The sequence below is a fragment of the Kitasatospora sp. NPDC058162 genome (genome assembly GCF_042884005.1).
In the GTDB taxonomy this organism is placed as follows: domain Bacteria; phylum Actinomycetota; class Actinomycetes; order Streptomycetales; family Streptomycetaceae; genus Kitasatospora.
The window spans coordinates 185,439-205,968 of record NZ_JBHVUS010000006.1 but is presented as its reverse complement, the minus strand read 5'-3'; the positions used below and the strand labels follow the sequence as shown (position 1 = coordinate 205,968).

16 protein-coding genes are annotated in these 20,530 nt (G+C 74.9%); 7 read left to right on the top strand and 9 right to left on the bottom strand.

Going from position 1 to position 20,530, the window contains the following annotated elements; translation table 11 throughout:
- Positions 1–109: 109 nt before the first annotated feature.
- The 3 genes from ACFVXG_RS14715 to lanKC all read left to right on the top strand — a co-directional run bounded on the left by ACFVXG_RS14715 (position 110) and on the right by lanKC (position 4,325).
- Positions 110–325 carry a hypothetical protein gene (locus tag ACFVXG_RS14715; RefSeq protein ID WP_387927499.1) on the top strand — a complete coding sequence of 72 codons (216 nt, stop codon included), beginning with the start codon at positions 110–112 and terminating at the stop codon, positions 323–325.
- A gap of 107 nt (positions 326–432) precedes the next feature.
- On the top strand, positions 433–1,680 hold the full coding sequence (locus ACFVXG_RS14710) for an MFS transporter (protein WP_387927497.1): 1,248 nt from the start codon (positions 433–435) through the stop codon (positions 1,678–1,680).
- Positions 1,681–1,709: 29 nt separating this feature from the next.
- The gene (gene lanKC / locus ACFVXG_RS14705; RefSeq protein WP_387927495.1) at positions 1,710–4,325 is read left to right on the top strand and encodes a class III lanthionine synthetase LanKC; all 2,616 of its coding nucleotides are present in this window, start codon (positions 1,710–1,712) and stop codon (positions 4,323–4,325) included.
- A 295-nt stretch (positions 4,326–4,620) separates the two neighbouring features.
- Here lanKC and ACFVXG_RS14700 read toward each other — a convergent pair whose 3' ends face one another.
- Positions 4,621–6,465, bottom strand: a complete 1,845-nt coding sequence (locus tag ACFVXG_RS14700) for a BTAD domain-containing putative transcriptional regulator (RefSeq protein WP_387927493.1) — start codon at positions 6,463–6,465, stop codon at positions 4,621–4,623.
- Between the two features lie 736 nt (positions 6,466–7,201).
- On the opposite strand from ACFVXG_RS14700, the gene ctaD reads away from it, so the two are divergent.
- From ctaD to ACFVXG_RS14685, 3 genes are all read left to right on the top strand, one after another.
- Positions 7,202–8,869 (top strand): cytochrome c oxidase subunit I, encoded by a 1,668-nt coding sequence (gene ctaD / locus ACFVXG_RS14695; protein ID WP_387927846.1) that lies wholly within the window; start codon positions 7,202–7,204, stop codon positions 8,867–8,869.
- 104 nt (positions 8,870–8,973) lie between these two features.
- Positions 8,974–9,507: a hypothetical protein gene (locus tag ACFVXG_RS14690; RefSeq protein WP_387927491.1), complete on the top strand. Its 534-nt coding sequence runs from the start codon at positions 8,974–8,976 to the stop codon at positions 9,505–9,507.
- A gap of 446 nt (positions 9,508–9,953) precedes the next feature.
- A complete protein-coding gene (locus ACFVXG_RS14685) occupies positions 9,954–10,676 on the top strand; it encodes a response regulator (protein WP_387927489.1) in 723 nt (240 codons plus the stop codon).
- Positions 10,677–10,761: 85 nt separating this feature from the next.
- Here the strand turns inward: ACFVXG_RS14685 and ACFVXG_RS14680 are convergent, their stop codons facing one another.
- Entirely contained in the window at positions 10,762–11,055 is a 294-nt protein-coding gene (locus ACFVXG_RS14680) for a hypothetical protein (protein ID WP_387927487.1), read from the bottom strand.
- A 234-nt stretch (positions 11,056–11,289) separates the two neighbouring features.
- Here ACFVXG_RS14680 and ACFVXG_RS14675 point away from each other — a divergent pair, with 234 nt between their 5' ends.
- Entirely contained in the window at positions 11,290–11,700 is a 411-nt protein-coding gene (locus ACFVXG_RS14675) for a pyridoxamine 5'-phosphate oxidase family protein (protein ID WP_387927485.1), read from the top strand.
- Between the two features lie 74 nt (positions 11,701–11,774).
- On the opposite strand, the gene ACFVXG_RS14670 is transcribed toward ACFVXG_RS14675, so the two are convergent.
- From ACFVXG_RS14670 to ACFVXG_RS14640, 7 genes are all read right to left on the bottom strand, one after another.
- Positions 11,775–13,061 (bottom strand): FAD-dependent monooxygenase, encoded by a 1,287-nt coding sequence (locus ACFVXG_RS14670; protein WP_387927483.1) that lies wholly within the window; start codon positions 13,059–13,061, stop codon positions 11,775–11,777.
- A 164-nt stretch (positions 13,062–13,225) separates the two neighbouring features.
- Positions 13,226–14,485 carry a phenylacetate--CoA ligase family protein gene (locus ACFVXG_RS14665; RefSeq protein ID WP_387927481.1) on the bottom strand — a complete coding sequence of 420 codons (1,260 nt, stop codon included), beginning with the start codon at positions 14,483–14,485 and terminating at the stop codon, positions 13,226–13,228.
- 62 nt (positions 14,486–14,547) lie between these two features.
- Positions 14,548–15,438, bottom strand: a complete 891-nt coding sequence (locus ACFVXG_RS14660; RefSeq protein WP_387927479.1) for an SDR family NAD(P)-dependent oxidoreductase — start codon at positions 15,436–15,438, stop codon at positions 14,548–14,550.
- Complete coding sequence (locus ACFVXG_RS14655) at positions 15,435–16,757, bottom strand: MFS transporter (protein ID WP_387927477.1); 1,323 nt, start codon at positions 16,755–16,757, stop codon at positions 15,435–15,437. The genes ACFVXG_RS14660 and ACFVXG_RS14655 overlap by 4 nt, the downstream gene beginning before the upstream one ends.
- Complete coding sequence (locus ACFVXG_RS14650; RefSeq protein WP_387927475.1) at positions 16,754–17,980, bottom strand: phenylacetate--CoA ligase family protein; 1,227 nt, start codon at positions 17,978–17,980, stop codon at positions 16,754–16,756. The genes ACFVXG_RS14655 and ACFVXG_RS14650 overlap by 4 nt, the downstream gene beginning before the upstream one ends.
- A complete protein-coding gene (locus ACFVXG_RS14645; RefSeq protein ID WP_387927474.1) occupies positions 17,977–19,053 on the bottom strand; it encodes a RimK family alpha-L-glutamate ligase in 1,077 nt (358 codons plus the stop codon). Before ACFVXG_RS14645 ends, ACFVXG_RS14650 begins: the two co-directional genes overlap by 4 nt.
- A complete protein-coding gene (locus ACFVXG_RS14640; RefSeq protein WP_387927472.1) occupies positions 19,050–20,510 on the bottom strand; it encodes a KamA family radical SAM protein in 1,461 nt (486 codons plus the stop codon). Before ACFVXG_RS14640 ends, ACFVXG_RS14645 begins: the two co-directional genes overlap by 4 nt.
- Between the last annotated feature and the right edge of the window lie 20 nt (positions 20,511–20,530).

The following is a 20,530-nucleotide window of genomic DNA, read 5'->3' as shown; positions in this document are numbered from 1 at the left end:
TCCCAGGCCGTCCGCAGCCGGGCCCGCCTAGCTTTGCCGCTGCGACGGACCGTCGGCCCGCGCGGTACCGGCAGCTACCGGCAGCCCACTCATGGAAGGGAGTCCCACCATGGCCGAGAACATCGGGAACATCGGGAACATCGGGAACATGGAGCAGAACGTCGACGAGAGCGTCGACGGTGGCGGCGAGGAGACGGCGGAGGTCGAGGCGCACGTCGCCAACGTGCTGGACCTCCAGGCGCTCAAGTTCCTCCAGGCCTCCTCCGACGGCAACTGCTTCAGCATCGTCAGCTACGTCAACTCCGCGGAGACCTCGGCCTCCTGAGCCGCGGCAGGCCCGGTGGCCCCGGCGCGGGGGCGGTCGCACCACCGCCCCCGGCCGGCGGCTCAGCCCCGGCCCGGTTCTGCCCCCACCCATTCCGGAGGACGGCCATGGACTCCACCCCGCTCACCCGCAACCGGGACTTCCGGCTGCTCTGGGTCGGCGGCCTGCTGGCCTCGCTCGGCTCCCAACTCTCCTCGATCGCCCTGCCGTTGCTCGTCCTCCGGGACACCGGCTCGGCCGCCCGGGCGGGTGCCATCGGCACCGTCTCGGTCGGCGCGCTGCTGCTCAGCACACTGCCCGGCGGAGTGCTCGCCGACCGGATCGAACGCCGGCGGCTGATGCGGCTGTGCGACGTCGGCAGCCTGCTCGCCGTCACCGCCCTGGTGCTCGCCGTGCTGAACGGGCGCGCGCCGCTGGTCCTGGTGCTGCTGGTCGCCGCCGCCGGGGCGGTCATCGCCGGCACGTACGGGCCTGCCGCCGGCGGCCTGCTGCGCGCGGTGGTGCCGCGCGGGCAGGTCCGCGAAGCCTCCTCCCGGATGCAGGCCCGCGGCGCCGCCGCCCGGCTGGTCGGGCCGCTCGGCGGCGGTGCGCTGTTCGCCTGGCACCCGGTGCTGCCCTTCGTGGCCGAGGGCGTCGGACTGCTGCTCTCCACCGTCTGCGTGGCGCTCATCCGGACCCGCTCGCGGCCGGAGAGCAAGGCCGGATCCGTGTTCAGCCGCGCCGAGTTGACCGCCGGGATCGCCTTCCTCTGGCACCAGCCCTACCTGCGGACCCTGCTGCTGATCTTCGGCCTCGGGATGAACTTCGCGTTCAGCGCGTTGATGTTCACCACCCTGGCCGTCGCCTCCGACGGCGGGCACTCCGGCCTCGGCGGCGGCACCGTCGTCTCCTGCACCGCCGCCGGGGCCCTGGCCGGCGCGCTGCTCGCCCCGAGACTGGGCGCCAGGACCCGTGACGGCAACCTGGTCGCGCTGGCCTGCTGGGCCTCCGCCGCGACCGCCGCCGTCCTGGTGCTCACCCGGCTGCCGCTGCTGATCGGGCTGCTGTGCGCGGTCTGCATGTGCCTGTCCACCGTCGCCAGCATCGGCTTCGTCTCCGGAATGCTGCTCGCCGCGCCGCCGGACCGGATCGGCCGGGTGCAGAGCGCGGCCGGATTCCTGTCCACCCTGGTGCAGCCCTTCGGTCCGCTGGTCGGCGGCGCCCTGCTCGGCGCCCTCGGCGGCACCCGGACCTTCGCCCTGCTGGCCCTCGCGATCGCGCTCTGCGCGGCCGTGGTGACCTGGGCACCGCCGGTGCGGCGCGGGCCGGCGGCTGTTCCGGCCGTCCCGGCTGGTCCGGGTGTTCCGGCCGTCTGAACCCCTGGTGGAAAGGGAGGTGGTGCGCCGTGGCCGGCGCCCACGAGACCCAGCAGTACTGCCTCGCCGACCCGACCTACTACGACACCCCCGGGCGGCTGCCCGACCGGGCGAGCCGCTACCCGCACGGGCTCGGCGCCGTGCCCGCCGGGTGGCGGCGCCGGGAACAGGGCCTGTGGACGGTGCTGCTGCCGGACGGCGCCCCACTGCCCGAACAGGGCTGGAAGCTCCACGTCTCCACCGTCGAGGACCAGGCCGCCGACACCCTGGCGGTGGTCGCCCGGATCTGCGCCGAACACCGGACGGCGTACAAGTTCCTGCGCAGCGCCCAGGCCCTGCGGGTCGCCGACGGCAAGTACGCGGGGCGCGGCAGCAGCGGCAAGTTCATCACGGTGTACCCGGCGGGCGAAGCCGAATTCCTGCTGCTCGCGGAGGAGTTGGCCGCAGAGCTGGACGGGCGCCCAGGCCCGTACGTGCTCACCGACCTGCGGATCGGGACGGCCCCCGTGTACGCGCGCTACGGCGCCTTCGTCGAACTGTGGTGCCGGGACGAGACCGGGCGGACCGTCCCCGCGCTGCGCGACCCGGCCGGTGAGCTGGTACCGGACCCGCGCGAACCGGTGTTCCGGCTGCCCGGGTGGGTCAGGCCGCCCGCGGCACTGCGCCCGCACCTCGCCGCCCGGGAGGCGGCGGCCGGGGAACTGCCCTACCGGATCCTGGAGGTGCTGCAGTTCTCCAACGCGGGCGGGATCTACCTCGCCGCGGACCGCAGGACGGGCCGGCGGGTGGTGCTGCGCGAGGCCCGCCCGCACGCCGGACTCGACGCGGCCGGCGCGGACGCCCTCACCCGGCTGCGGCGCGAGCAATGGGCGCTGGAACGCCTGGCCGGACTGGACTGCGTGCCCCGGCTGCACGAGGTGCGCACGGTGTGGGAGCACACCTTCCTGGTGCAGGAGCACATCGAGGGCGTCCAGCTGTTCGCCGAGGCGATCCGGCGCTACCCGCTGGTGCACCAGAACTGCACCGCCGCGCAACGCGCCGAGTACGCGGCCTGGGTGGCCGGCGTGGTCACCGGACTGGAACGGGCGCTCGACGCGCTGCACGGGCGGGGCGTGCGGTTCGGGGACCTCCACCCCGCCAATGTGATCCTCCGGCCGGACGGGTCGGTGGTGCTCGTCGACTTCGAGTACGCGGCCGAACTGACCGACCGCCAGGTGCCCACCGCCGGGGCGGCCGGCCTGCCCGTCCCTGCCGGGCTCGACGGGGCCGAGGCCGACCGGCACATGCTGTGGGCCAGCTGGCTGACGCTGCTGATGCCCGTCATGGAACTCGCCGAACACGATCCGGGGAAGGCGGGGGCGCTCGAACGGCGGGCGCGGGAATGGTTCGGAGTGGGGGAGGGGGAGGGGCCGGTGCGGCCGACGGTGGTGCGGGCCCGGTGCGGAACGGCCGGGGACTCGGGTGACTCGGGTGGTGAACGGAGGGGGCGTGAACTGTTCGACGGGGTTGCCCTGGTCGACGGGGCCGGGCTGGGTGTTGTGCGCGACGAACTGGTCGCCGGCATCCATGCCGGGGCCACCCCCGACCGGCCGGACCGGCTCTTCCCCGGCGACGTAGCCGGCTTCGCCGACGACGGTACGGGCGTCGCGCACGGCGCGGCCGGGGTGCTGTACGCGCTGCACCGGGCCGGGGCCGACTGGCCCGAGGAGTACGCGGACTGGCTGATCGCGGCCATGCGGCGGCGGGGCGCGTCGTCCGGGTCCGGGGGCGGGGTCGGGGCTGGGCTTGGAGGGTTGTACGACGGGCCGCTCGGTGTCGCGGTGGTGCTGGCCCGGGTCGGGCGGGTGGAGGCGGCGGTGGAACTGCTCGCGCGGGTCCGTGGGGCGCGGCCGGCCCGGGAGGCCGGGCTGTACGGCGGACGGGCCGGGGCGGGGCTCGCCCGGGTGCGGTTGGCGTCCTCGCTCGGGGCGGCGGGCGACACGTTGGTTCGGGAGGCGGTCGAGGACGCCCGGGAGCTGGCGGCCGTGGTGCGGGGGGAGACCGTACCCGGGCTGGCCGAGCCGACCGGCGCCGGGCTGCTGTACGGGCTGGCGGGCGTCGCGCTGCTCCAGCTGCGACTGCACCGGTCGACCGGGGAGCGCTGGCTGCTCGACGCGGCCCGGGAGGCGGTGGAACGGGCGATGGGGCAGTGCGTCCGGGTGCCGGACGGGTCGGTGCAGGTGCTGGACCGGGGGCGGCGACTGGCGTACCTGGACCGGGGGAGCAGCGGGATCGCGCTGGTGGTGCGGGAGTTGGCGGAGGCGGGCGTCGAGGTGGCGGGGGCGGAGGACTTCGTCGCGGACGTACGGAAGGTGTGCGCGCCGGGGTTCATCCGGGAACCCGGGCTGTTCCGGGGGCGGGCCGGGCTGCTGCTGGCGCTGTCGCGGTTGGGGGAGTCGGGGGAGTCGGGGGAGCGGGAGGCGGTGCTCGGGCAGGTGCGGAAGTTGCAGTGGCACCTGGTAGCGCGGCCGGAGGGGCTGCTGGTGCCGGGGATGCGGCTGCGGCGCTTCTCGGCGGACCTGCACACCGGGGCAGCCGGGGTGCTGTTGGCGCTGTGCGGGTTGGAGGGGGTGGTGGATGGGGCGGATCTGGTGACGTTGGGGTGAGGGGCGGTGGGCTGCGCCGCTCCGCGGCGCTTTTTCGGCCCCTCCGGGCCCGAGTTGCTGCTCCCCTCCGGGGCGCAGGATTGGCCGGGGAGTGATGGGCGGGTGGAGGAAGGGCAGTTGAGGAACGAGGAGGAGCGTAAGGGTGGAGGAGTGGACGGGCGGAGGAGTGGAGGACCGACGGAGCGGAGGAGCGGAGGCGGAGGCGGAAGGGTGGGGGGAGCGGGGGTGCAGGCGCGGGGGGTGCTCAGGGGAGGGGGAGGAGCGTAAAGGCGGGGGAGTGGTGAGGGGCGGGTGGTCAGAGGAGGGTGGTGAGGGCCTCGGGGGCGCGTTCGCGGGCGTGGAGGTGGGTGAGGCGGGGGAGGGCGTAGAGGGCGGCGTGGGCGGTGACCTCGCCGGTGGGGGAGGTGACGGCGCCGGTGTCGGTGAGGGCTTCGAGGGTGCGCAGGGCGAGGTGTTCGGGGCGGCCGAGGGCGGTGGCGGCTTCGGGGAGGGTGAAGAGCAGGGCGAGGGGCAGGGTGGCGAGGCGGGCGAGGGCGAGGCGGCCCTGGTGGGGGAGGTCGTGCCAGCCGGAGTCGAGGCGGGCGCGGACGGTGACGTCCCCGGCGACGAGTTCGTCCAGGGTGCCGGACGGGTCCTCCAGGCGGGCCGCGTACTCGGCGAGCGGGAGGTGGCGCAGCACCGAGAGGCGGGCGCCGGCGACCCGGATGGCGAGCGGCAGCAGTCCGCAGGCGTCGACGATCCGGGCGGCGGCGGCGCGGTCGGTGCCGATCCGGCCGGGGCCGGTGGTGCGGGCGAGCAGGTCGAGGGCCTCGGCCGGGGCGAGCGGTGGGACGGCGATGCGGTGGACGGGGGCGAGGCCCGCGAGTTGGCTGCGGGAGGTGACCAGGACGGCGCTCGGGCCGAGGGCGGGCAGCAGCTCGCGGACCACGGCCTCGCCCGCGGCGTCGTCGAGGATCAGCAGCGTCCGCCGGCCGGCGAGGGAGGCGCGCCAGTGGGCGGCGGCCCGGGCGGGGTCGGTGGGCAGCGGGTCCGCGTGGCCGGTGAGGGCGGTGAGTTCGGCGAGCAGCTCGGGGAGCGGGCGCGGGGCGCCGTCCCCGGTGCGCAGCCGGACGAGCAGACGGCCGTCCGGGAAGCGGTCGGCGAGCAGGTGGGCGGCGTGGACGGCGAGTGCGGTCTTGCCGCTGCCGGCCGGTCCGGAGAGCACCGTGACGTTGCCGTCGCCGTTGACGTTGCCGCCATCGTGGCCCAACTCGGCTAGGAGCTCGCGTAGTTCGGCGGTCCGTCCGGTGAAGTCGGCGGTGTCGGCGGGCAGCAGGGCGGCGGTGGGGGCGGTGCTCCGGTCGGGGTGGCCGGCGGTGGGCCGGGTGCGGCCGCGGGCGAGCAGCAGGCGGTAGCGGTCGGTCAGGGCGGGGCTGGGTTCGAGGCCCAACTCCCGGGCCAGCAGCTGTCGGTGGGTGTCGTACACGGCGAGCGCCTCGGCCTGGCGGCCGGACAGGTGGAGGGCGTTCATCCGGGCGGCCTGGAGGCGTTCGCGCAGCGGGTGGCGTTCGGCGAGGTCGGCCAGTTCCTCGGCCACGGCGGTGGCGTTGCCGAGCTCCAACTCGGTCTCCGCCCAGTCCTCGTGGACGCCCAGGCAGCGGGCCTCCAGGCGGTCGGCCTCGGCCCGGACGGCGGGGGAGCAGCGCAGGTCGGCGAGCGGCGGGCCCTGCCAGAGGTCGAGGGCCTGGCGTAGTAGCCGGGCGGCGGGGGCGAGCGCGCCGCTGTCGGCGGCGGAGCGGCCGGCCCGGGCGAGGGCGCGGAACCGCAGGACGTCCAGTTCGGGTTCGGCGATCCGCAGCAGGTAGCCGCCGGCCGAGTGGGCGAGCCGGTCCGGGCCGTCCTGGCGGCCGAGCAGGGTGCGCAGGGCGCAGACGTACACCTGGAGGTTCTTGCGGGCGGTGCGCGGGGGCTCCTCGGGCCAGACCGCGTCGGTGAGGAGGTCGACCGGGACGGCGGTGTTGGCCCGGCTGAGCAGCACGGCGAGCACCAGCCGCTGTTTGAGCGGCCCGAGGTTGAGCGGGCGGCCGTCGGCCTCGCCGGTGAGCGGACCGAGGACGGCGAAGCGCAGCCGGGCGGGGGCGGCGGGCCGGGGCTGGGTCATCGGCGTACCTCCGGGGCGGGTGGGGGAGGGGCGGGTCGGGTGGGGGAGGGGTCGGGGTGGGCGCGGGGGCGTGACCGGCGGTGGTGGGGTTCCCGGGCGCAGGCTACTGGGCGGTCGGCGGGCGTTGAAGGGCACCGGATCGACGGGGTTCGGTCACGCCGTCCGCGCAACTCGGGGGCCCGGGGTGGGGTCGGCGGTGGTGTGCGGGGCCCGGGTCGGTCGGGTTCGGGCGGGTTCGGGCGGGGGCGTGGCTGGTCGGGCGGGGTGCGGGGCGGTGGCGACGGGCGGAGGTGCTGCGGGGCCGTAGGCGGTCGTACGGGGGTTCGCCGTCCGACGGTTCGGGGACGGCGGGGCGGGGGAGCTCCGTCGGTCCTCCAGCGGGGCTGGGCGGCGGGGCGAGCGGGGCGCGAGCGGTCGGTGGCTCCGACGGCCCCCGGCGGGGAGTCCTGGCCAGGGGCCCGGTCGGGAGGTCCCGGTCGCGGCCGGGAACTCGGGCCCAGCGGCCCCGGCCGGGCGGGCCCAACGGCCCTGGGGTGCGCGGGGCGTGCGTTCGGATCATGGATCGCCATCCATTCGCACGACGTTCCGAAGGAGCGCGTCCTTGAGCGCCACCCAGGCACAGGGCGACCCCACCTCACCGCCAACGCCCCCTCCGCCAGGCCCGGTTCGGGCCCGACGGCCCGGTTCGGCCCTGGTCAGGCTGCTGACCACCACCGACCACAAGACGATCGGCACCATGTACCTGGTGTCCTCGTTCGCGTTCTTCCTGATCGGCGGCATCCTCGCGCTGGTCATGCGTGCCGAACTCGCCCGGCCCGGAACGCAGATCCTCTCCAACGAGCAGTTCAACCAGGCCTTCACCATGCACGGCTCGGTGATGCTGCTGCTGTTCGCGATGCCGCTGTTCACCGGCTTCGCGAACTGGATCATGCCGCTGCAACTCGGCGCGCCCGACGTGGCGTTCCCGCGCCTGAACATGCTCTCCTACTGGCTGTTCATGTTCGGCTCGCTGATCGCCGCCGCCGGCTTCGCCACCCCGCAGGGCGCCGCGGACTTCGGCTGGTTCCTCTACGCCCCGCTGTCCGACGCCGTCCACTCGCCGGGCGTCGGCTCGGACATGTGGATCATGGGTGTGGCGCTGTCCGGCTTCGGCAGCATCTTCGGCGCCGTCAACTTCATCACCACGATCATCTGCATGCGCGCCCCCGGCCTGACGATGTTCCGGATGTCCATCTTCTGCTGGAACGTGCTGCTCACCTCGGTGCTGGTGCTGCTGGTCTTCCCGGTGCTGGCCGCCGCGCTGCTCGCGCTCGAGTGCGACCGCAAGTTCGGCTCGCACGTCTTCGACCCGGCCAACGGCGGGGCGATGCTCTGGCAGCACCTGTTCTGGTTCTTCGGCCATCCCGAGGTGTACATCCTGGCGCTGCCGTTCTTCGGGATCGTCTCGGAGATCATCCCGGTGTTCAGCCGCAAGCCGATGTTCGGCTACGCGGGGCTGATCGCCGCGACGGTGGCCATCGCGGGCCTGTCGGTGACGGTGTGGGCGCACCACATGTACGTCACCGGGCAGGTGCTGCTGCCGTTCTTCTCCTTCATGACCTTCCTGATCGCGGTGCCGACGGGAGTCAAGTTCTTCAACTGGGTCGGCACCATGTGGAAGGGCTCGCTGAGCTTCGAGACGCCGATGCTGTGGACCGTCGGCTTCCTGGTCACCTTCCTGTTCGGCGGGCTGACGGGCGTGCTGCTCGCCGCGCCGCCGATCGACTTCCACGTCTCCGACTCGTACTTCGTCGTCGCCCACTTCCACTACACCCTGTTCGGCACGGTGGTGTACGCGATGTTCGCCGGCTTCCACTTCTGGTGGCCCAAGATGACGGGCAAGAAGCTCGACGAACGGCTCGGCCGGATCACCTTCTGGACGCTCACCGTCGGCTTCCACGCGACCTTCCTGGTCCAGCACTGGCTGGGCGCCGAGGGCATGCCGCGCCGGTACGCCGACTACCTGGCCTCGGACGGGTTCACCACGCTGAACACCGTGTCGACCATCGGATCCTTCCTGCTCGGCCTGTCGATCCTGCCGTTCCTCTACAACGTCTGGAAGACCGCCAAGTACGGCGAGCGCGTCACCGGGGACGACCCGTGGGGCTTCGGCCGCTCGCTGGAATGGGCGACCTCCTGCCCGCCGCCCCGGCACAACTTCGTCAAGCTGCCCCGGATCCGCTCCGAATCCCCGGCCTTCGACCTCCACCACCCGGACATCGCGGCCCGGGACGTGCTCGTGCACACCGGGAAGCCGGCGACGCACCTGGGCGACGTGGAGCCGGTGAAGTACGACCGGCCGCTGAGCCGGGCGGAACGGGCACGGGCCTCGTCCATGGACTCCATGGACTCCATCGACGGTTGAGGCCTGGCACCCACTGAACGCCGTCCCCGCCCGCGTCGCTGCCCCCGGGCGGGCGGGGACGGCTCCTCCTCACCCCTCCTTGTGTGAAATCGGAAGGCCGGCCCATGACCCACACCGTCCTCGCCATCGGCACTGCCGCGCTCACCGCCAGCGGCTGCGTCTGGTACCTGCCCGCCATCGCCGACCTCCAGGCCGGCGCCGACCGGCCCCGCTCCACCCGCACCGCGGCGGCGGCCTGCGTGCTCTGGTGGGCGGCGCTCGCACTGGCGGGCGGACTGCTGCTCGCCGGGGCCGGCTGGCGGCCCGCCGCCCAGGTGGGCCTCGCCGGACTGGTCGGCGGTACGGCCCTGCGGGTGCGGGCGCTGTGGGAGCGGCACGGGGAGCAGCGGGAGACCGCGGCCCGGTGGGCGGCGCTCGACGCCGGGCCGGTGCCGCGGAACGGCCGCCCGGCGGCCGTCGTCCTGGTCGGCTGGCTGGTGGTGGGCGCGGCGGTGGCCTCGCTGGGCGCGGTCGCGATCCTGCTCTCCGACGGCGGCGGGCCGGCGTCGAAGGCGGCGCTCGCGGCGGTCGGCGGGGCGGGCGTCGCGCTGGCGTTCCTGCTGGTGGGGTGGGGGAACGTCCGGCGGCGGGAGCGGTGAGGGGGGCGGCGGGCTGCGCCGCTCCGCGGCGCCTTTTCGGCCCCTCCGGGCCCGAGTTGCTGCTCCCCTCCGGGGCTCAGGATCGTCCGGGGAGTGAGGGGCGGGAGCGGTGAGGGGCGGTGGGCTGCGCCGCTCCGCGGCGCTCTTTCGGTCCCTCCGGGCCCGAGTTGCTGCTCCCCTCCGGGGCGCAGGAGCGGCCGAGGAATGACAGGCAGGAGGACGTAGGCCGGGGTGATGGGGGAGTGACGAGTGGGGAAGTGGGCCGGGGAGTGAGGGGCGGGAGGAAGTAGACCGGGGTGATGGGGAGGCGGGCCGGGGAATGACAGGCAGGAGGACGTAGGCCGGGGGAATGGGGTCCTTGGGCCCTGGGCCTCTGTCGGGTGGCGGGGGATGATGCGGTGGGCCCCGCTGGGAGTGTGCGGGGGTGACGAAGGTGGGGCCGCGTGATGGCGACCGAGGTGGAGGGCGTCGAGGCTTCGGCGCCGGTCCGGGTGTTTCTGCTGGACGACCATGAGGTGGTGCGCCGCGGGGTGCACGACCTGCTGGACGGCGAGCCGGACCTGGTGGTGGTCGGGGAGGCGGCGACGGCGGAGCAGGCCCTGGTGCGGGTGCCGGCGCTGCGGCCCGACGTGGCGGTGCTGGACGTCCGGCTAGGCGACGGGGACGGGGTGTCCGTCTGCCGTGAACTGCGGTCGCGGATGCCGGACCTGGCCTGTCTGATGCTGACCTCCTTCGACGACGAGGAGGCGCTGCTGGACGCCGTGATGGCGGGCGCCGCCGGGTACGTGCTGAAGCAGATCAGCGGCACCGACCTGGTCGCCGCCGTCCGTACCGTCGCCTCCGGCCGCTCGATGCTCGACCCCGGCGCGGCCACCCGGCTGCTGAACCGGCTGCGCAGCGACGCCGAGCCCGCCCGGCCGGCGACCGCCGGGCCGGGGCTGACGGCGCGTGAGCAGGAGGTGCTGGCGCTGATCGGCGAGGGCCTGACCAACCGGCAGATCGGCGAGCGGCTCTACCTCGCCGAGAAGACGGTGAAGAACCACGTGTCCCGGCTGCTCGCCAAGCTCGGTGTGGAGCGGCGGGTGCAGGCGGCGTTGATCGCCACCGAGCTGCGGCAGTCGGCCGCCGCCCAGTCGTCCCCGCTGCGCGTCGGCCGGGGCTGGGCTTGACGGATGACGGTTGACCTCCGGTGACGCCGCCGACATGTGCAGCAGGCCGCACGGCCTTCCTGCCGTGCCGCCGATGGGCGGGATCTCAGCGGATGGACACGGCGGCCCCGAACTCGAAGACGCCCCGCTCGCCGGGACGCACCACTGCGATGGGCTTTCCGGCGCAGCCCGTCCCCCCGCCGTAGACATAGGCGTCGGTGTCGGTGTCGTTGGTGACGCTCAGCGGCCAGAGCTCGGAGGTGTAGCAGCCGTGCGGGTCCTCGTAGCGGTGGTTGCCGACGATCAGCACGCCTTCGGCGGCGACCGCGCTGGTGGCGGTGGTCAGGCAGAGGGCGGCCGCGGCGAGGGCGGCGCCGGCCGCGTGCAGTACGCGCTTCAAGGGGATGGTCCTCCTGGTAGGTGGTGGGCGGCGAGGTCCGCCGCTCGGATGCTTCCCACACGCACCGCCCCGTGATCCACACCCCTGGGTGAACCCGGCCTTGCCGGTGTTGACACCCGGTCGGAGCGGGAGGTCGGAGGTCGAACGGCGAGCCGACGGCCCACCCCACCGGGGCCCCTCGGCGGGACCATCGGCACTCGTGACCGGGCCCGGCCCCGGGTGAGCATCGCTCGCATGAACCGCGATCACGTCCCGTTCCCCCGGCCCGCGTCGTCCGGCCTCCCCCGCCGTCCGGACCGGTCCGGGCCCCGCGAGCTCGACCGGGAGCGGGCGCTGGAGCTGCTGGGCCGGGCCGCCGTCGGGCGGGTGGTCTATACCGTCGGCGCCCTCCCGGCCGTCCTGCCGGTGACCTTCCGGCTGGTGCCCGGCGGCGTGCTGGTCTCCGCGCCCGCCGACTCCGAGCTGGCCCGGGCGGTGGACGGCGCGGTGATCGCCTTCGAGGCCGACGAGGTGGACGGCCGGGACGGCTCCGGCTGGTTCGTCACCGTCCTCGGCCACGCCAAGGTCGGCCCGGGGGCGGCTGCCCCGGATGCGGTCCGGATCCGGATCCGGCCGGAGCTGGTCATCGGCCGCTGCCTGCGCTGAGGCCCCGGGCCGTCCCGGAAGGGCCTGGGGGATTCCCGCAGGCCCTTCCGGGACGACCCGGCGGGGGTGGGCGGTCAGGAGTAGTCGGGCAGGTCGAAGACGGTGGCGACCCGGAAGGCGGCGTCCATCTCCGGGCCGGGCCGGTCGAAGTCCGGGGCGCCGTCGGCGTCCGCAGAGGCATCCGGTGCGGCGTCGTCCGGCGCGCCGAACGGCCCGGTGCCGGTCCGGTAGCGGTCGCGGGTCAGCTCGAGGATGGCCTGGTTGGCGGCGACGTGGTCGCGCAGCCGCTGCTCGTAGGCGGGGTAGGCGGTGCGGTGGTCGCCGTCCGCGGCGTGCAGTTCCCCGGCCAGGACGTAGGCGGCGGTCAGGGCCACGCTGGTGCCCTGGCCGGTGAACGGGGAGCAGCAGTACCCGGCGTCGCCGAGCAGGGCGACCCGGTCCCGGGACCAGCGGTCCATCCGGATCTGGGCCACGACGTCGTAGTGGAAGGCCTCGGTCTCCCACATCCCGGCCAGGAAGCGCGGCACGTCCCAGCGCAGGTGGGCGGCGCGCTCGGCGATCAGCTCGCGCTGCTCGGCGCGGTCGCGGGGGAGCATCCGGTCGAGCGGCTCGTCGGTGGAGAAGGTGACGAAGACCCGCAGTTCGGTGTTGTCGCGGACGGTCATCGCCATGCAGCCCCAGCCGTCCTCGGCCTGGTGGATGACCTCCCAGCGGTCGAGGCCGAGGTGGTTGGGGACGCTCCAGCCGGCCACGTAGCAGCCGACGGGGTGCAGGTAGTCGCTCTCGGGGCCGAAGACCAGGCGGCGGGTGTTGGAGTGCAGGCCGTCGGCGCCGACGACCAGGTCGAAGGTCCGCTCGGCGCCGCTGCGGAGGCGGATCCGGACGCCGTCCCCGTCCTGGACGAGGGTGTCGATCGCGTCGTCGAAGAGGTACTCGACGTCCGGTCCGGTGGCTCCGACTCCGGCTCCGGCGATCAGCTCGGCCAGTTCGTCGCGCAGGATCTCCACGTCGGGGCCGTCGACCGGGCCGCCGGAGGCCGTCCACTCGGTGGTGCGGCGCAGCTCGCGGCCGTCCCCGTCGACCTGGGACATCCCGAGCAGGCCGGTCCGGCGGGCGCGGACCTCGGCCAGCAGGCCCATCCGGTCGACGACCTCCAGGGCGTTGCCGCGGATGTCCACGGCCTGGCCGCCGCCGCGCAGCCCGGGGGCGCGCTCCACGACGGTGACGCGGAAGCCGTAGCGCTGGAGCCAGTAGGCGAGTGCGGTGCCGGCGATGCCGGCGCCGGAGACCAGGACCGAGGCCCGGGGTTCGGTGACGCGGGGGTGCGCCGGGGTGTCGAGCGGGAGGGTGGTGGTGGACACGGTGGACTCCTGTGGGTCGGTGGTGTTGTCGTCGACCAGCCTCTGCGGGAGTACTCACAGGACGCGGACAGACCGCTCACAGCACCGGTGGCTCACCGACAGGTCACCGGCAAGGCGCTGACGGAGCGTCAGTCGCCCGCCGGGGCCCGGTCGGCGGCCCCGGGCTACTCCCGCGGCCGCTCGTCCAGGACTTGCTGGAGCTTGCCGGTCCGCGGGTTGGTGACCAGCTCCGAGCGCGGCACCCACTCCACCGTGAGGGGGTGGATGCTGCCGACGGCGGCTTCCGAGGGGTAGAGCGGCAGGGCCCGGTGGACGGCGTCGACGAGCCGGTCGGCGAGGTCGGCGGGCGGCGGCGGGCCGATGTGGCCGAGCCGCAGGATGACGCCGTCGCGGCCGTCCCAACGGCGCTGCACCAGCTGCATCCCGGCGATGTGCCGGTCCGGGTCGGCGGCGAGCAGGACGGTGCGGATCTCCTCGGTGGGCAGGGTGACGGTGCCGACCCGGGCGCCCTCGGTGGAGCGGCCGAGCAGGCGGAAGCGGCGGCACTCGCCGTCGACCCATTCGGCGCGGTCGCCGGTGGGGTAGCGCAGGATCGGCATCAGGGTGCGGAACAGGTTGGTGACCACGACGCGGCCGGGCGTGCCGGGGGTGGTGACGGGCTCGCCGGTGACCTCGTCGAGCAACTCGACCACGGTGCGGTCGGCGAAGGCCTCGTGCACCCGGACGTCCTCGCCGGGGACGGGCGCGCCGACCAGTCCGGCGTCGTTGGAGGCGTAGCCGACCGAGGCGACGGCCGCCTTCGGGAAGGCCCGGGAGAGCAGCGGGCGCAGGTCGGCGAAGAGCAGGTCGCCGCCGAACAGCAGCAGTTCGACGCCGTCGGCGCGCTCGCCGCGGGCGACCAGGCACTCGGCGACGGCGCTGAGCTTCATCGGCTCGCCGGCCAGCACGTGCACGCCGAAGCCGGTGATCAGGTCGGCGATGTAGCTGTCGGGGGCGGCGCCGCCGACGCCGAGGCGCACGTTGTCCACGGGTGCGTGGTGCAGGGCGTTCTCGATGTAGAGGAAGCCGCCGTAGAGTTCGCCGGCGACGAAGAGGTTGGCCACCCGGTGGCCGGGCCGCAGGCCGGCCCGGACGAGTCCGGCGCCGAAGGCGGTGACCGAGTCGGCGTGCTCGGCGCGGGTCCAGGGCGAGAACTTGGGGACGCCGGTGGTGCCGCCGGTCTTGTAGACGCCGGCGTCGGTGAGCGGGCCGGTCAGGACGCGGTTGTCGGGCCAGGTGTTGGCCGTCCAGAAGGCGGTCTGGTCGATCACCGGGAGCTGGTCGAGCCGGTCGGCGGCCTCGGGCAGGTCGCGGTAGAGCTCGGCGTAGAAGGGCGAGTTGGCGCGGGCGAAGCGGATCAGCTCGGCCAGGGGCTTGGCGGGCATGGCGGGACTCCGTGGGTGTGGAGGCGGGTCGGGAAGCGGGCCGGTGACGGGGCTCAGGGGGCTCAGGGTGTGGTCGCGGGCCGCCCGAGCCAGCCGCGGGCGAGGGCCTGGACGGCGGAGCCGTCGGGGTCGGCGAGTTTGGCGGCCAGGTAGTCGGCGGCCCAGCCGTTCGCGGGCACTCGGAACGGCGGACGCGGCGCGCGCAGGGTGCGGACCACGACCTCGGCGACCTCCCGGGCGGGTTGGCCGGCCGACTCCCAGCCCGCGCCGCCGAGCCAGCGGAGGTAGTCGGCGAAGGTGGGCGCGTACGGGCCGGAGGCGGCCTGGAGGGTGGTCCGGTCGATGTCGGGGAAGATGCCGAACTCGGTGTCCGGGACGAAGCCCGGCACCACCACCGAGACCCGGACGCCGTGCGCCGCCGCGACCGGGGCGAGCGCCTCCATGAAGCCCTCGACGGCGAACTTCGCCGCGCAGTACGCCTCGTTGAAGGGCTGGCCGACCACGCCGTGCACGCTGCCGATGGTGACCAGTCGGCCGCCCGCGGCGCGCAGCAGCGGCAGTGCGGCCCGGCTGACGGTGGCGACGCCGAAGAAGTTGACGTCCAGGTTGGCGCGCAGCGCCGCGTCGGTGGACATCTCCAGGGTGGGGTCGGAGTTGGAGACGCCCGCGTTGTTGACGACGGCGTCGAGCCGCCCGTACGTCCGGTGCACGGCGGCCAGGCAGTCGGTCACCGAGTCGGGGTCGGTGACGTCCAGCCGGCGGACGTCCACCGCCGCCCCGGCGGCCTCGGCGGCGGCCCGCAGCGGGCCGGCGCGGTCGGGTTCGCGCAGGGTCGCGACGGTGGTGTAGCCGGCCCGGGCCGCGGCGACGGCGGTGGCCAGGCCGATGCCGGAGGAGGTGCCGGTGATCAGCAGGACCCGGCCGGTGGGGTCCGTGGAGTCGGGTTCGTTCACGCGGCGCCCTCCGGGGCCGTCGCGGCCGTCGAGCCCTCCGCGGCGGCTTTCGCGCGCTCGGCGGCGTCCAGCAGCGGCTGGAGGCCGAGGGCCGGGACGAAGGAGCAGGCCGCCAGCAGGGTGCCGCCGGCCATGGTGAACCGGGCGGCGTCCAGGATGCCGAGCGGTCCGGTGAGCAGCGAGACGGCCAGGCCGCCGACGAGCGCGGCGAGCGGGATCACGCCCCAGGTGACGGTCCGGAAGGCGGCGTGCATCACGCCCTGGTTGCGCGCGGACATCCGGGACTGCCGGGTGGGGGCGCTGCACACGTTGATGCAGGACATGAAGAAGCCGTAGCAGCCCATGGTCACGGCGATCACCGGGCCGGGCGGCAGCGCGGGCGCGGCGAGCACGCCGAGGCCGACCAGGCAGTGCAGCAGCAGCGACCAGGCCATCGTGCGCCCGAGGCCGAACCGCCGGGAGAGCCGGGGGGCGACCACGGCCCCGAGCAGGGCGCCGAGTGCCGCGACCGACATGGCCGCACCGAAGACGCCGACCCGGACGCCCAGGCCGCGGTAGGCGAGGACGGGCAGCACGGTGACGTACACCGGCCCGCCGGAGTTGAGGATCACGGCCGCCAGCACCACCCGGCGCAGCACCGGGTCGGCCCAGTTGAGCCGGAAGCCGCGGGTCAGCCGCTCCCGGATAGAGCCCTCCTCGACGGTCCGCTCGCCCCAGGGCCGCATATGGCGGAAGCAGGCGGCCGAGACCAGGTAGCTGGCCGCGTCGACCAGCAGGGCGGCCACGCCGAGCGCGCTGTAGAGGGCGGCGGCGATGGACGGCCCGGCGACCTCGGCGACCGAGCCGCTGCCCTCCAGCCGGGAGTAGGCGCGGACCATCCCGTCCTCGGGCACCACGGCGGGGACGGCGACCAGGTAGCCGACGTTGAAGAAGATCGTCGCGCCGCTGATGACGGCCACGCAGGCGAACAGCAGTGGGGTGGAGAGCGCGTCCAGCGCGTAGGCGAGCGGGATCGCGGCGACGGCGGCCAGCCGGACCAGGTCGCAGGCGAGCATGGTGAGGCGCTTGTCCCAGCGGTCGACCAGCACCCCGGCGATCGGCCCGAGCAGCGGGATGCCGAGGTACTGGGCCATCGCCACCACGCCGACCTGGAGGGCGGAGGCGTGCAGCACGAAGATCATCAGGGTCGGGACGACGAAGACGGTGACCTTGTCGCCGACCAGGCTGACGGTCTGTCCGGCCCAGAACAGGGCGAAGCCGTGCCCGAGTGGCGTCGGGGCCGCCTTCACCGGGTCCGCCGGTGCGGTGCCGGCCGTCACGACTCCTCCCGGACTATCAGGGCGGCGGTCTTGCCGGTGCGGCCGTTGCTGACCAGCTCGTCCACCGGGCGCACCCGGAAGGAGCCGGGGTCGTGCTGGAAGGCGGTGCCGAGGGTGATGGTGGCGGTGAACAGCTCGGTGCGCAGCCGTTCGAGGTCCGGGGCGGGCGCCGGGCCGGCGGCCACCACCAGGAGCTCCAGGCCGGTCGCCCGGCCGCCCCGCTCGGTGAGCACCACCTGGGCGCGGGCCACGCCCGGGGCGCGTTCCGCCCGGGCGACCAGCTCGTCCACGTCCAGTCCGAGGCCGCGGACCTGGACGACGCTGTCGCGCCGGCCCAGCACGCGCATGGCGGGCTCGGGGCGCCCGCACGGGCAGGCGGTCAACTCGCCCGCGTCGCCGGTGCGGTAGCGCAGCACCGGGTTGAGCACCGCGGGGTCGAGGGCGGTGAAGTCCAGCAGCCCGTCCTCGCCGGTGTGCACCAGTTGGTGCGGCAGCGGGTGGAAGGTGTCGGCCCGGCAGTGCGGGGTGTTGGTGCCCACCACCCAGGTCTCGGTGCTGCCGAACATGCCCCAGCGGCGGGCCTCGGGCGCCACCGCGGCCAGGTCGTCGTCCAGTCGGGGCTGCCAGGCCTCGCCGAGCCAGAGCACCTTGCGCAGCGAGGGGAGCCGGAGCCCGGCGGCCCGGGCGTGGGCGAACCAGAGCCGCAGCACGCTGGGGGTGCCGCCGATGGCGGTCACCCGCCGGGCGGCCAGGAACTCCAGCCAGGGGCCGTACTCGTCCTTGGTGACGGAGCCGAGGGCGATGATCCGGCAGCCGGAGAGGTCGGCGAGGGCAGCGGCGAGGAAGTGCGCACCCCACATCCGGCCGGCGCCCCAGGCGTTGACGAAGACGTCGGTGCGGTCGAGCGGCTGCCAGTGGGCGTGCACGCCGGCCATGTAGAAGCCGGTGGGGGCGTAGCCGACCTTCGGGGCGCCGGTGCTGCCGCCGCTCTGGAACAGCCAGGTCGCGGACCGGTCGGCGGCCGGCTCCAGGTGGGCGAGGGCGGTGTTGAGGTCGTCCCTGGCCAGCGGCGGCAGTTGGGCGAGCCCCTCGAGGGAGTCGGCGTCGAGGTGGTACGGGTAGCGCGCGGCCAGGGCGGGGACGCCGCGCAGCCGTTCCAGGGTGCGCCGGGCCACGTGCAGCCGGGGCGCGGCGGCCTCGGGGGACAGCGAGAAGGCGGTCATCGGGGGTCCGTCCGGTGGGCGGGGAGGAAGGTGGAGGGGGCGGGGCCGGGACCGGGGGCGGTGCCGAGGGTGAGCGGGCGCCCGCCGTCGGCGAGCCACGTGGCGTGGCCGTCCCGGTAGGCGGCGAACCGGGCGCGGGTGACGTCCCGTTGGAGGGTGCGGTCCGGGTCGGTGTGGTCGGGGGCGATCACGCCGTCCGGCTCCAGCTCGGAGAACCAGTACCGCTCGCCGTCGTACAGGAAGTCGACGCAGAAGAACGGGATCGGCAGCCGCTCGGCGAACCAGGCGGTGGCGGCGGCGAGTTCGGGCGGCACCGGGGGGAACTCCATGGCCCCGCCGCGGCTGGCGTTGGCGACCGGGGAGCCGGGCTCGGGGGTGCGCTTCATCACCGCGTAGGGCCGGCCGTCGACCACGTACACCCGGTAGTCGACGGTGCCGTCGCCCAGGTAGGGCTGGACCACCAGGGTGGTGTCGCCGCCCTGGGCGAGGCTGGCCAGGCCGCGGACCTCCTCGGGGTCGCGGGCCAGGTTGATCCCGCCGCCGCCGCACCAGCCGGCGGGTTTGACGATGGCCGGGTAGGTCATCCGCCCGAGCGCGACCTCGTAGCCGTACTTGCTCGTGTCCCGCCCGGTGCCGATCCGCACGGTCGGGATGGTCGGCACCGGGGAGTCGGCCAGGAACAGCAGGGTGGCCAGCTTGTCGTTGCCGATCAGCGACACCTGCGGGGGGAACGGCAGGTAGAAGCCGGCCTGTTCGAGCACCGCGTAGAGCGCGTACTGGTTGAAGACGTCCATCGACTGGTACGGCAGCGAGTAGAGCGCGGTGATGAACAGGGTGTCCTCGGGGGTCACCGGCTCGTCGTCGACGTACACCCGGGGGCGGCCGGGGGCGGTGGCGTCCACGCTGACGGCGTCCGGGGCGTGCCTGGTCCAGCGCAGGCCGAGGTCGGCGGCGCTCTCGGCGTAGAGGTCCCAGAAGAAGCCGTGCCACATCTCGGCCATCCGGGAGGACTCCCGGTCGGGGAAGATCCAGCACAGCCGGCGCAGCGGGCCGGCCGGGTCGGGGGTGGTCATCGTGCTCCTCGGGGTGCGGTCGTCGTGGACGGCCCGGCCCACCAGCGGCGGCCGGCCTCGGGGAGGGTGTCCACCGGGTCGTAGTAGGGGTGGCGCCGGTCCAGGGCGTCGAGCGCCCCAGGGGCGTCGGGGCCGCCGGGTGCGCCCGGGGTGTCGGCGTCCAGGCTGGTGCGGTAGTTCTTGGTCCAGTACGAGATGCCGCGCTCGCGGTCGTACGCCACGGCCTGGTGCACCCAGCGCTTGCCGACCCGCGGGACGTCGCAGACCAGGCGGGGCGTGGCGTAGCCGGGCAGGTAGCCCATGATCGCCTCCTGGAGGTGCTGGGCCCGGTGCAGCGGGGTCCGCCAGTGCTCGGCGTTGGGGACGAGGTCGCAGAGGTAGAAGTAGTACGGCAGGACGTTGGCCTCGCCCTGGAGGGCGAAGCAGAGGTCCAGCAGGTCCTCGGGGGTGTCGTTGACGCCGCGCATCAGCACGCCCTGGTTGCGGACGTCCCGCACACCCGCGTCCAGCAGGGCCCGGGCCGCCTCGGCGACCAGCGGGGTGACCGAGCGGACGTGGTTGGCGTGGGTGTGCACGGCCAGGTTGACGGCCCGGCGGGCCGCGACCGCGGCCACCCGTGCCACGCCCGCCAACACCGCCGGCTGCAGCCAGTGTTGGGGCAGGCCGACCACGGCCTTGCTGGCCAGCCGGATGTCGCGGACCGAGCCGAGGTCCAGCAGCCGCAGCAGGAAGGACTCCAGGCGCGGCCAGGGCACGTTGGCGAGGTCGCCGCCGGACAGCACCACGTCGCGCACCGAGGGGGTGCGCTTGAGGTAGTCGAGCATCTGCTCCTGCCGGTCGGCGGGGCGCAGCCGCAGCCGGGCCTTGGCGACCTGCGGGGTGGAGGTGCCGACCAGGTCCATCCGGGTGCACTGGCCGCAGTACTGGGGGCAGGTGGCGGTCAGCTCGGCGAGCACCTTGGTGGGGTAGCGGTGGGTCAGGCCCTCGACCGCCCACATGTCGGCCTCGTGCAGCGAGTCCCGGGCGGCCAGCGGGTGGCTGGGCCAGCGGGGGTGGCGGTCGGTGCGCACGGGCAGCATGTAGCGGCGCACCGGGTCGGCCACGAAGGCTTCGGTGAAGGCCTCCGGTGTGGTGTCGGCGCCGGGCGCCATGGTGTTCAGCACCTGCGGCGGCAGCAGGATCGGCATGGTGGCGAACTCGGCCTGGTCGACGGCGAGTTCGTCGTAGAAGCGGTCGGTGAGCAGGTCGCCGACGACGGCCCGCAGCTGGCGGGCGTTCTGCACGGAGTGGGCGCGCTGCCACTGGGCGTCGCGCCACTGCGCCGCGGTGACCCGGCGCCAGCCGGGCAGCCGGCGCCAGTCCGGTTCGACCAGTTCGGTCCGGGTGTACTGGTAGGGCTGGCGGATCGCGGGGTGGGCCGGCGGGTTGCTCGCGGGGTGGGCCGCAGGGCGGTTCACGGGCTGGATCGCGGGGTGGT

Coding starts and splice junctions, on each gene's coding strand:
- ACFVXG_RS14645 (WP_387927474.1), bottom strand. CDS start 19,053: ATGACCACCCCCGACCCGGCCGGCCCGCTGCGCCGGCTGTGCTGGATC.
- ACFVXG_RS14715 (WP_387927499.1), top strand. CDS start 110: ATGGCCGAGAACATCGGGAACATCGGGAACATCGGGAACATGGAGCAG.
- ACFVXG_RS14665 (WP_387927481.1), bottom strand. CDS start 14,485: ATGCCCGCCAAGCCCCTGGCCGAGCTGATCCGCTTCGCCCGCGCCAAC.
- ACFVXG_RS14700 (WP_387927493.1), bottom strand. CDS start 6,465: ATGACCCAGCCCCGGCCCGCCGCCCCCGCCCGGCTGCGCTTCGCCGTC.
- ACFVXG_RS14710 (WP_387927497.1), top strand. CDS start 433: ATGGACTCCACCCCGCTCACCCGCAACCGGGACTTCCGGCTGCTCTGG.
- ctaD (WP_387927846.1), top strand. CDS start 7,202: ATGTACCTGGTGTCCTCGTTCGCGTTCTTCCTGATCGGCGGCATCCTC.
- ACFVXG_RS14690 (WP_387927491.1), top strand. CDS start 8,974: ATGACCCACACCGTCCTCGCCATCGGCACTGCCGCGCTCACCGCCAGC.
- ACFVXG_RS14650 (WP_387927475.1), bottom strand. CDS start 17,980: ATGACCGCCTTCTCGCTGTCCCCCGAGGCCGCCGCGCCCCGGCTGCAC.
- ACFVXG_RS14675 (WP_387927485.1), top strand. CDS start 11,290: ATGAACCGCGATCACGTCCCGTTCCCCCGGCCCGCGTCGTCCGGCCTC.
- ACFVXG_RS14685 (WP_387927489.1), top strand. CDS start 9,954: ATGGCGACCGAGGTGGAGGGCGTCGAGGCTTCGGCGCCGGTCCGGGTG.